At 46.0% G+C, this 11,334-nt stretch carries 10 protein-coding genes; 3 read left to right on the top strand and 7 right to left on the bottom strand.

The window, feature by feature from the left end; all coding sequences use genetic code 11:
• Window positions 1-26: 26 nt before the first annotated feature.
• The 3 genes from rpsI to zapE form a co-directional block, all read right to left on the bottom strand.
• Window positions 27-419, bottom strand: a complete 393-nt coding sequence (gene rpsI / locus IX95_RS19975; protein WP_005436094.1) for a 30S ribosomal protein S9 — start codon at window positions 417-419, stop codon at window positions 27-29.
• A 15-nt stretch (window positions 420-434) separates the two neighbouring features.
• Window positions 435-863 (bottom strand): 50S ribosomal protein L13, encoded by a 429-nt coding sequence (gene rplM, locus IX95_RS19970; protein WP_006877363.1) that lies wholly within the window; start codon window positions 861-863, stop codon window positions 435-437.
• 232 nt (window positions 864-1,095) lie between these two features.
• Complete coding sequence (gene zapE / locus IX95_RS19965) at window positions 1,096-2,199, bottom strand: cell division protein ZapE (RefSeq protein WP_038163461.1); 1,104 nt, start codon at window positions 2,197-2,199, stop codon at window positions 1,096-1,098.
• A gap of 152 nt (window positions 2,200-2,351) precedes the next feature.
• Here zapE and zapG point away from each other — a divergent pair, with 152 nt between their 5' ends.
• The 3 genes from zapG to degS all read left to right on the top strand — a co-directional run bounded on the left by zapG (window position 2,352) and on the right by degS (window position 5,485).
• Window positions 2,352-2,810, top strand: a complete 459-nt coding sequence (gene zapG, locus IX95_RS19960; protein ID WP_019274484.1) for a Z-ring associated protein ZapG — start codon at window positions 2,352-2,354, stop codon at window positions 2,808-2,810.
• Between the two features lie 126 nt (window positions 2,811-2,936).
• A complete protein-coding gene (locus IX95_RS19955; RefSeq protein ID WP_019274483.1) occupies window positions 2,937-4,304 on the top strand; it encodes a DegQ family serine endoprotease in 1,368 nt (455 codons plus the stop codon).
• A 113-nt stretch (window positions 4,305-4,417) separates the two neighbouring features.
• Complete coding sequence (gene degS, locus IX95_RS19950) at window positions 4,418-5,485, top strand: outer membrane-stress sensor serine endopeptidase DegS (protein WP_038163458.1); 1,068 nt, start codon at window positions 4,418-4,420, stop codon at window positions 5,483-5,485.
• Window positions 5,486-5,534: 49 nt separating this feature from the next.
• On the opposite strand, the gene parC is transcribed toward degS, so the two are convergent.
• From parC to cpdA, 4 genes are all read right to left on the bottom strand, one after another.
• Window positions 5,535-7,805 carry a DNA topoisomerase IV subunit A gene (parC, locus tag IX95_RS19945; protein ID WP_021457947.1) on the bottom strand — a complete coding sequence of 757 codons (2,271 nt, stop codon included), beginning with the start codon at window positions 7,803-7,805 and terminating at the stop codon, window positions 5,535-5,537.
• A gap of 3 nt (window positions 7,806-7,808) precedes the next feature.
• On the bottom strand, window positions 7,809-9,689 hold the full coding sequence (parE, locus tag IX95_RS19940; protein ID WP_006958031.1) for a DNA topoisomerase IV subunit B: 1,881 nt from the start codon (window positions 9,687-9,689) through the stop codon (window positions 7,809-7,811).
• 214 nt (window positions 9,690-9,903) lie between these two features.
• On the bottom strand, window positions 9,904-10,485 hold the full coding sequence (yqiA, locus tag IX95_RS19935; protein WP_006958032.1) for an esterase YqiA: 582 nt from the start codon (window positions 10,483-10,485) through the stop codon (window positions 9,904-9,906).
• A 29-nt stretch (window positions 10,486-10,514) separates the two neighbouring features.
• Window positions 10,515-11,333, bottom strand: coding sequence for a 3',5'-cyclic-AMP phosphodiesterase (cpdA, locus tag IX95_RS19930; RefSeq protein WP_021457949.1), 819 nt, complete (start codon window positions 11,331-11,333; stop codon window positions 10,515-10,517).
• Window position 11,334: the final 1 nt, after the last annotated feature.

The raw sequence follows: 11,334 nt of genomic DNA, 5'->3' as shown, positions 1-11,334 counted from the left end.
CGAAGGCCAATCTTTTCGAAAAAAGATTAACGCTTAGAGAACTGTGGACGACGACGTGCTTTACGTAGACCAACTTTCTTACGTTCAACGCAACGAGCGTCACGAGTAACGTAACCAGCTGCACGTAGAGTAGGACGTAGAGACTCATCGTATTCCATTAGAGCGCGAGTGATACCGTGACGGATAGCACCAGCTTGACCAGAAATACCGCCACCTTTAACAGTAACGTATAGGTCTAGTTTCTCAGTTAGTTCAACTAGCTCTAGAGGCTGTTTAACAACCATACGAGAAGTTGGACGACCGAAGTACTCATCAAGGCTACGCTTGTTGATTACAATGTTGCCGCTGCCTGGTTTGATGAAAACACGTGCAGCTGAGCTTTTGCGACGGCCAGTGCCGTAGTATTGATTCTCTGCCATTTTCGAAATCCCCGATTAGATGTCTAGTACTTGTGGTTGTTGAGCAACATGGTTGTGCTCAGCACCAGCGTAAACTTTCAGCTTACGGTACATAGCACGGCCTAGAGGACCACGTGGTAGCATACCTTTAACTGCTAGCTCAAGCGCCATCTCTGGCTTACGATCAATTAGCTTCTCGAAGCTGATTGATTTTAGGCCGCCAGGGAATTCAGTGTGACGGTAGTAAATCTTACCTTTAGCTTTGTTACCAGTTACAGTAACTTTCTCCGCGTTTACAACGATGATGTAATCACCAGTGTCAACGTGTGGAGTGTACTCAGCTTTATGTTTGCCACGTAGGCGAGATGCAATTTCACTTGCTAGACGACCAAGAGTTTTACCTTCAGCGTCTACAACGTACCAGTCGCGTTTTACAGTTTCTGGTTTAGCAACGAAAGTTTTCATGCTAATAATAACCCGTTAATTTAAATTTACACTTCAGGAGCATTGCTCCCACTGACTAAGAGCCCAGTCATCACCCCTTCGAGTGGTTGGCACTCTCGACCCTAGATCCGCTATGGATTTGGTCTGCAGTAACGGTGGGTCGCAGGATTATAGAGAAGTCAGTTGAAAAAATCACCTCTTTTTGGGTAAAAAGTTTAATTTTTTTTCACTCCTCATAGAAACACCCAAACCCTTATGCCAAATGCTCTTTCGCCAGATAATCATGGCTTTGCATTTCTATCAATCGAGACTGACAACGTTTAAATTCAAACTCAAGCTGTCCTTGTGTGTACAACTCTTCTAGCGCTACTTCCGCTGAGATAATTAATTTGACGTTTCGCTCATAGAATTCATCCACCAGCGCAATAAAACGACGAGCCGCATCATCGATTGTCCGCCCCATTTGCTGGACGTCTGCAAGCAACACCGTATTGTAGATCCGTGATAGCTCTATATAGTCATTCTGACTTCTGGCAGATTGGCATAACTGTGCAAAGGTGGCGTGTAATACCCCTTCGTAAGAATTGACGACCTCTACCTGGCGATGATTAATTTCAATGCTTTTTTCACCTTGTTTGTTTTCACCGACCAGTTGTTCGAAGTAGTGACACAAATTGGTATTAGCCTGCTTATCCAGAGGAAAATGGTAAATTTCTGCTTGTTCCAACGTTCTGAGTCGGTAATCGATTCCGCTATCGACATTCAATATCAGGCAATTTGCGTTAATTAACTCAATAGCAGGAAGAAAGCGCGCTCTTTGTAAACCATTTCGGTAAAGATCTTGAGGTGGGATATTAGACGTAGCAACCAACACCACGCCACGCTTGAACAACGCTTGGAACAAGGTGCCTAAAATCATCGCATCAGTGATATCTGATACAAAAAACTCATCAAAGCAGATAATTTCCGCTTCAGATTTAAATTTATCCGCCACTAACTCAAGCGGATCATTCACATCCCCCAGCGCATTCAATTCATCATGCACCCGATACATAAATCGATGGAAGTGTACGCGCATCTTTTTGTCGCTGGGCAAGGCTTCAAAAAAGGTATCCATTAAATACGTTTTTCCACGCCCTACCCCGCCCCAAAAGTACAACCCTTTGGGCGCAGCGGGCAACGAGGCTTTTTTACCAAACCAACTCTTCCACCCGGTGACAGGCTCGACCGAGGTGTTTATGTATTGAATAAATTCATGGTAGAGATTATCCAAGGCTTTCACCGCTTGAAGCTGCGCTTCATCTTGTTGAAAGCCATGTTCTTTTACATCTTTTGTATAGATCTCTAAGGGTGTCATCACTTCACTCACGTGCTATAGAAGGATTGAAACTGCTATGCAGAGCACACGCATTTTTCTTTATCGTCTCGAATTCTCATAGTAACATGTCCGATGAGCATGTGTAACCGACCGGTAAAAAACATGTTAAATAACAATGATAAGGAGCGAATATGCCTTGGATTTATGCCCTCGTAGGTTTGCTTGTTGGCGCTGTTTTAGGAATCATCATCTCGCGCATTACCACTCCGGGATATAAAAAACAGAAGACCATCCAGAAAGACTTGGAAACCGCCAAATTCGAGCTTGAGCAACAAAAACAAGATCTTGCTGATCATTTTGCTCAGACAGCCGAAATGTTAGATTCACTGGGTAAGGAATACACTAAGCTTTACCAACACATGACGAAAACGTCTGCAGAATTGTTGCCAAACATTCCTGAACAAGACAATCCGTTCAATAAAAAAGTCGCTGAGCAATCTCAAACAGAAGAGCCTGCTGAGACTGAACAACCATCAGCGGTGCTAAGCGAAGCGCCTAAAGATTACGCGTCAGGTGCAACTGGCATGCTAGTCGAAGAGAAAAAGGAAGTGCTCAACTCAGCTCAAGCGGTGACTGCTAAAGCGTCGTAACTCTATTTTACCTCTTGGTGAACTTTGCAAAGGTTTTTGAGTCATAACTCCCATAAGCGTCGATTGATTTCTTATTTTTCAAACAAATATTGAATCTCAGGCCTTAACTTAACTAGGAGTTATCAGATGAAAAAACCTTTGCTTGCTTTAACCGTCCTGTCTTTAAGCTTAAGTTCAATCATCACCCCCATACAAGCCACAGCGGCTCTTCCTCTGTCTGTAAACGGAGAGCAGTTGCCTAGCCTCGCCCCTATGCTAGAAAAAGTCACACCTGCGGTAGTGAGTATTTCTGTAGAAGGCACTCAGGTATCAAAGCAACGTATTCCTGAGCAGTTTCGTTTCTTCTTCGGTCCTGAATTTCCGACCGAACAGCTACAAGAACGTCCATTCAGAGGCCTCGGTTCTGGCGTCATCGTCAATGCTGATAAAGGCTATATAGTCACTAACTATCACGTCATCAATGGCGCGGAAAAAATTCGCGTGAAACTACATGATGGCCGAGAGTATGATGCTGAGCTAGTTGGCGGAGACCAGATGTCGGATGTGGCTCTGTTGAAGCTGGAGAAAGCCAAAAACTTAACGGAAATTAAGATTGCAGATTCTGATGCATTACGTGTCGGTGATTTTGCTGTCGCGATTGGTAACCCATTCGGTTTAGGCCAGACTGTCACTTCAGGTATTGTCTCTGCATTAGGTCGAAGTGGTTTGAATATCGAAAACTTCGAGAACTTTATCCAGACTGACGCTGCGATTAACAGCGGTAACTCGGGCGGTGCTCTAGTTAACCTAAAAGGTGAACTGATTGGTATTAATACTGCGATTCTAGGGCCAAATGGCGGTAACGTTGGCATCGGTTTCGCTATTCCATCCAATATGATGACTAACCTAACCGCACAAATCTTAGAGTTTGGTGAAGTTAAACGTGGCATGCTGGGTGTGCAAGGCGGTGAAATCACTTCTGAGCTTGCAGAGGCGCTTGGCTATGAGTCAAGTAAAGGGGCTTTTGTTAGCCAAGTGGTTCCGGACAGTGCGGCAGACAAAGCTGGTCTTAAAGCTGGTGACGTGATTGTATCAGTTAACGGCAAAGATATTCACTCGTTCAGTGAGCTGCGTGCTAAGGTGGCGACACTTGGTGCTGGCAAAAAGGTCTCACTCGGCATTATCCGTGATGGTAAGAAAGAGAGCTTTGATGTCACTTTAGGTGAGCAGCAAAACGTGAAAGCGTCAGCAGATAAACTGCATGAAGGTCTAGCGGGTGCAGAGCTGACCAACACCACTTCAAGTGATTCCGTACAAGGCGTGAAAGTCGCTTCCGTTGAGAAAGGGTCGAAAGCCGAAGCTTATCAACTGGCGAAAGGCGATATCATCATTGGTGTGAACCGCAAGCGAGTCAAGAACCTTGCAGAGTTTAGAAAAGTGCTAGAAAAACAACCTGGCGTACTGGCTCTGAATATTCAACGTGGTGAGCGTACCATTTATCTAGTCGTGCGTTAAAAACGCGAGGTCAATGTCAAAGGATGGTAGGATCTCCTGCCGTCCTTTTGTTATTTTCTCATCTAATGCTATTCTTTCGCCACTTGTCTGAATTTTGAAGTGGTTAGGAAGATATGCTGCAATTCTTATTGCGTTCAATAGGTTTAGGGTTGGCGACAGCTGCGTTGTTGCTATTAGCTATCCCCTCTCTGCGTTCCACTATTCTTCCTCAGAATTTCCGCGACGAAATCAACATTACTTCCGCACAAGAAATCTCATTTAATAGTGCCGTCCGTAAAGCCGCCCCTGCGGTAGTGAACATTTACAGTCGAAAGTACACAGAAGATGACCGTTCAAAGCTACTGACTCAAGGATTAGGCTCAGGTGTCATCGTCAGTGATAAAGGCTATATCATTACCAACTACCACGTTGTCGCTCAGGCCGATCAAATTGTCGTCGCACTGCAGGATGGTCGCGTCGCCGCAGCGCAATTAGTTGGGACAGACAGACGTACGGATATCGCTATTCTGCGTGTTGAAGGCAACAACCTTCCTGTTATCCCACTCAATCCGAACTATTCACCAACTGTCGGTGATGTAGTACTGGCGATCGGCAACCCATATAATTTAGGTCAAACAACCACGTTTGGTATCGTGTCCGCAACGGGTCGCTCTTCAATCAGCGCCGGTGGCCGACAAGCCTTTATTCAGACAGATGCTGCCATCAATGAGGGAAACTCTGGCGGAGCCTTGGTGAATACACGAGGTGAACTGGTTGGCATCAACACTGCGTCTTTTCAGCAAGCAACCGAGCTTGAAACTTACGGTATTTCTTTCGCGATCCCTTACACTCTCGCCAATAAAATCATGCAGAAGATCATTGCCGACGGTCGTGTTATCCGAGGCTATATAGGTATCGACGGTCAAGATATTAATTCGGTAACTTCTCGTTTATTGGGTAATGAGCATTTAGGCGGCATTGTTGTACTGGGCGTTGATCCTAACGGACCGGGTGCTGAAGCAGGATTTCAGGCCCAGGATATTATTCTTAAAATTGATGGGCAAAAAATCAATGGTCGTCAAAGTGTAATGGATATTGTCACTGAATTGAGACCGGGAACAACCGTCGATGTGCTCATCCTACGTAAGGGCAAAGAACAAACCCTTAGCGTCACGATCGCAGAAGATACCCGAGAAATTTAACCACTGAATGATAAAAAAATCCCATGCTCTTTGGCATGGGATTTTTGTTTTATTCGCTTTCTTGCTCTGTCGCAGAGCTTTCTATTTCTATACGCGTCACTCGCTGCAACCCTCTCGGTAGTAAACTGCCTCGACGGCCACGCTCACCACGGAAATTGTCCAGATCTGCCGGTTTCAAACCTAGCTTACGCTTACCTGCATAAAGGGTTACTGAAGCCCCCTGAGGCAACGACATCAGATGTGATACCACTTCTTCGCGTTCTTTCGCTTTGGCTGCTGGGATATTGATAATCTTATTACCCTTACCTTTACCCAATTGAGGAAGATCCTTAATCGGGAACAGCAGCATTCGGCCTTGGTTGGTAATCGCTAAGATTTCATCATTATCTAGGTTACTAATGGTGTCAGGAGTCATCACTTCCGAATTTTGTGGGAGTGTGACCAATGCTTTACCACTGCGGTTTTTCGATAAAAGATCACTGCCTTTACAAACGAAACCATAGCCCGCGTCAGAACCCACTAGCCATAATTGATCTTCTTCGCCCATTACCACATGACGAATGTTAGTCCCTGCATTAATGTTCAGACGTCCAGTGATCGGCTCCCCCTGACTACGCGCAGACGGCAAAGAATGCGACTCAAGCGAGTAACTTCGACCATCACTACCGAGGAATACTGCTTGCTGATTACTCTTACCGCGAGCATGGGCCAGATATTTATCACCAGACTTATAGTTAAGTCCTTCAGCGTCAACATCATGACCTTTAGCGTGACGAATCCAGCCTTTGTCTGAAAGCACAACGGTAATTGGTTCACTCGGGACAAGGTCTCGTTCAGTCAAGGCTTTCGCTTCAGCACGCTCAACAAGAGGAGAGCGGCGATCATCACCGTATTTCTCTGCATCCGCTTTGATTTCTTTCTTCAATAGCGTATTCAGACGGCGCTCAGAGCCCAGTAACTGTTCAAGCTTTTCACGCTCTTTTTCTAGCTCTTCCTGCTCACCACGGATTTTCATCTCTTCCAACTTGGCAAGATGACGAAGTTTGGTGTCAAGAATCGCGTCAGCCTGAATATCCGTAATGCCGAAACGAGCCATCAGTACGGCTTTTGGATCGTCTTCAGTGCGGATGATCTCAATCACTTCATCCAAGTTGAGGTAAGCAACCAACAAACCTTCAAGAATATGCAGACGCGCAAGGACTTTATCTAAACGATGCTGCAAACGGCGGCGCACAGTTGCGCGACGGAACTCAATCCACTCTGATAAGATCTGAACCAGACCTTTCACCTGTGGACGGTTATCGAGACCGATCATGTTGAGATTAACGCGGAAGTTTTTCTCCAGATCTGTCGAAGCAAACAGGTGGTTCATCAACTGATCGCAATCGATACGATTTGAACGAGGAACAACAACAATACGCGTCGGGTTTTCGTGATCCGATTCATCACGTAAGTCATCGACCATTGGCAGTTTCTTCGCTCGCATCTGGCTGGCAATCTGCTCGAGCAGTTTAGCACCCGAAACTTGATGCGGTAGTGCCGTGATAACAATATCACCGCCCTCTTTATGCCAGACCGCGCGCATTTTAATACTGCCACGCCCCGTGCGATAGATCTTCTCCAGCTCAGCTTTCGGCGAGATAATCTCTGCTTCTGTCGGGTAATCTGGCCCCTGAACAAAGTTCATCACATCGGCTAATTCTGACTTTGGATTGTCGATAAGATGAATGGTTGCCTCAGCTATTTCACGCACATTGTGTGGTGGAATATCAGTCGCCATACCAACCGCAATACCCGTCACACCGTTAAGTAAAATGTGAGGAAGGCGAGCAGGCAGCATTTGAGGCTCTTTCATTGTGCCATCAAAGTTCGGCTGCCATTCAACCGTGCCCTGACCAAGTTCACCAAGCAGAACTTCTGCAAACTTGGACAGTTTCGCTTCGGTATAACGCATCGCTGCGAAAGACTTAGGGTCGTCCGGCGCACCCCAGTTACCCTGACCGTCAACCAATGGGTAACGATAAGAGAACGGCTGAGCCATTAACACCATAGCCTCGTAACACGCCGAGTCTCCATGTGGGTGGTATTTACCCAACACATCACCAACCGTACGTGCCGATTTTTTGTACTTTGCTGCTGCCGAAAGACCAAGCTCCGACATCGCATAAATGATTCGTCGCTGAACCGGTTTTAAGCCATCGCCAATGTATGGCAAGGCGCGGTCCATGATGACGTACATTGAGTAATTAAGATAAGCGTCTTCAGTGAACTTGCGCATTGGCAACTGTTCAACGCCATCGTATGTAATTTCCGTAGACATTCGTTAAACCTCTGCCAAATCACCGTTGTTCTGTAACCACGAGCGTCGGTCATCCGCACGTTTCTTACCGAGCAGCATATCCATCATTTCCATGGTCGCTTGAGAATCGTCAATGGTTAACTGAACCAACCGACGTGTGTTCGGATCCATCGTGGTTTCACGCAGCTGAAGTGGGTTCATTTCACCCAGACCTTTAAATCGCTGAACGTTGATCTTGGCTTTCTTCTTCGATAAGCGCTCTAGAACGCCCTCTTTCTCATCATCATCAAGCGCGTAAAAAACTTCTTTTCCGCAATCGATTCGATACAGAGGTGGCATCGCCACGTAGATATGGCCTGCTTCGACTAACGCTTTAAAATGACGAGTAAACAGCGCACACAGGAGTGTCGCAATGTGCAAACCATCCGAGTCCGCATCGGCTAAGATACAGATCTTGCCGTAGCGCAGGCTCTCCAGATTGTCGCTGTCAGGGTCAATACCCAAAGCAACGGAAATATCATGAACTTCTTGGGACGCAAGCACCTGATCTGCAGACACTTCCCAAGTGTTAAGGATCTTACCACGCAGTGGCATTACGGCCTGAAACTCGCGATCACGGGCCTGTTTTGCCGAGCCACCTGCCGAGTCACCCTCGACGAAGAAGATTTCGGTACGATTCAGATCTTGCACCGAGCAGTCCGTCAGCTTACCTGGCAGTGCTGGGCCTGAAGCCACTTTCTTACGCACCACTTTTTTGCTGGCACGCATGCGGCGGTGTGCATTGGCAATACACACTTCCGCTAGGAGTTCAGCAAGCTGGGGTTTCTCATTCAACCATAGGCTGAATGCGTCTTTCACTACACCAGAAACAAACGCAGCTGTTTGGCGAGAAGAAAGGCGCTCTTTAGTCTGACCTGCAAATTGAGGATCTTGCATCTTTACCGACAAAACGTAAGAACAGCGATCGAAAACATCGTCGCCAGTCAGCTTAACACCACGAGGCAGCAGGTTACGGAACTCACAGAACTCACGCATTGCATCAAGCAGGCCCTGACGCAGACCATTCACGTGCGTACCGCCCTGTGCAGTAGGAATGAGGTTAACGTAGCTTTCAGTGATCATCTCACCACCTTCAGGCTGCCAAATCACGGCCCAGTTTGCCGCTTCTGTTTCAGCAGAAAATTCGCCCGTAAACGGTTCTTCAGGTAAGACGGTATAGCCTTTCACGCCTTCTGCAAGATAGTCTTTAAGACCATCTTCGTACAGCCATTTGTGCTCGTTACCATTGACCTTATCAGAAAAGGTGATTTCCAACCCTGGGCAAAGTACAGCTTTAGCACGAAGGTTGTTGATCAGACGGGTTACTGAGAAATTGGCCGAATCAAAATACTTAGCATCAGGCCAAAAATGGACGCTGGTACCTTTGTTACGACGCCCACAAGTGCCCGTCACCGTTAAGTCAGATACCTTGTCGCCATGCTCAAAGGCAATTTCATATACCTGACCATCTCGGCGCACCGTTACTTCAACACGTTTTGATAAGGCGTTTACAACCGAAATACCTACACCGTGAAGACCACCAGAGAATTGGTAGTTTTTATTGGAAAACTTACCACCGGCGTGGAGTTTACAAAGAATAAGTTCAACACCGGAGACTTTCTCTTCCGGGTGAATATCAACAGGCATACCTCGACCATCATCGATCACTTCCAGAGATTGATCGGCATGCAGAATTACTTGAACTTTTGAAGCGTGTCCGGCTAGCGCTTCATCGACACTGTTATCGATGACTTCTTGTCCCAAGTGGTTAGGACGCGCTGTATCCGTATACATCCCTGGTCGGCGACGTACTGGCTCCAAACCATTAAGAACCTCAATGGCCCCAGCATTATATTGTTCAGTCATAATACGGAATATCGTTATATAGAATAAATGGGTTACTGAGCCGGCAAGCTTTTGTTCTTTTTATTAATTAGTCTAAAAAGTAGCAAAAACGACCAAACTCTCGTCGTTCTGAATCCAGCTCAGTACAGGTGAAACATAGTCTGGAAGAGAAGGAATGATGTCAAGCGAGATAACTAAGTAACCGCTAAAATTATGACTCTTCCCTCAATGAATACTAGAGCTGAAGGAATTTGATAATTTGTTGAGGGTAACGTTCGAAGTTAACAAAACTATGGTCGCCTCCCTCTTCAACAGTCTGCTTAGCACCTAAGAATTTCTCAACCGCCTGACGGTAGTCCAGTACTTCATCTTCAGTTTGTTGCAACAGCCAAAAGTCTTTAGCTTGTTTAATGATGGGTGTATCTAACGCTTTCAGCTCATCAATATGGACGCTTTCCAGCACATAGCGCTGGTGTGTATAAGGGTTTTCCTGCTCACCTAGATAATCAGCTAACAACTCATATGGCTTAACTGCAGGGTTGACCACAACCGCTTTAAAACCAAATTGCCTATTGAGCCACATTGACAAATAGCCGCCTAAAGAGCTGCCTATCAAGCCAATTTGATAGTCATCTTTATGTTGTTCGATTATGTTGAGCAAATATTCAGCGGCTTGCTGTGGAAAACAGGGAAGTTGTGGGACTACAACTTTGATATCCGGCCTATGCTGTTGGCAGTACTCTTTCATAACATTGGCTTTGTGAGACAAGGGGGAGCTGTTAAAGCCATGGATATAAAGAAGCAAAGAAGGTCGCATAGCAGTCCTTAATGTAGGTGAATTCGAAATCAATAACCCGCAGAGTTAAAGTCTGGTTGGAAACAACCAGCCGGTAAGCGTTTTACCTGTGTCTCTACCTCTCCGTTATCTCTTAGCAGCAACTCACGCCAACCTGGTGACTGATAATCTAGCGCAAAATCATCAGAGTTAGGTTTGAACTGCACGCAAGTAGAAGGTGTCGCCATCACACGTACGTCATTTCTCATGACATTCATGTCTTGGTGCACGTGACCACACAGCACCGCTTTAACATTATTATGCTGGTCAACCACCTGCCAAAAATCATCTGAATCTTTCAAGGTATGCTGATCCAACCATGCACTACCTACCAGCAACGGATGGTGATGCAACAAAATCAAGGTATATCGCTCAGGGTACTGCGATAATTTTTCTTCCAGTAAGTTCAGCTGCTTATCACTTAACCTGCCATGCGGGACGCCCACAACTTGGGAGTCCAACATGATCATTTGCCATGTATCACCCAATAAGACATGGTCAATTTGCTGAATTTGCTGAGAAGGGATCACCGAATTCATACTCGGTTTAAAATCATGATTACCTGGTAACCAGAAGCATTTTTTCTTAAGAGGTACGATGCCCTGCTCGAAACGCTGGTAGGACACTTCGCTATGATCTTGGGAGATATCCCCCGTTGCCAACACTGCATCATAAGCGGGGCTCTCTTCGACAATAGCGTCAACCACCGCATTAAAGCTGTCAGCAGTATTTACACTCAACAAGCTGCCATCTGTTGCTTCAAACAGGTGCGTATCTGTAATCTGTAGCAGTCTAATGCTGCCATCGGATGAGCATGACGTTACTTTCAAA

Origin of the sequence: Vibrio sp. B183, from assembly GCF_000740665.1 — a bacterium.
Taxonomy (GTDB): domain Bacteria; phylum Pseudomonadota; class Gammaproteobacteria; order Enterobacterales; family Vibrionaceae; genus Vibrio; species Vibrio coralliilyticus.
Note: the sequence above shows the minus strand (reverse complement) of the source record. Positions and strands in the feature narration are given on the sequence as shown.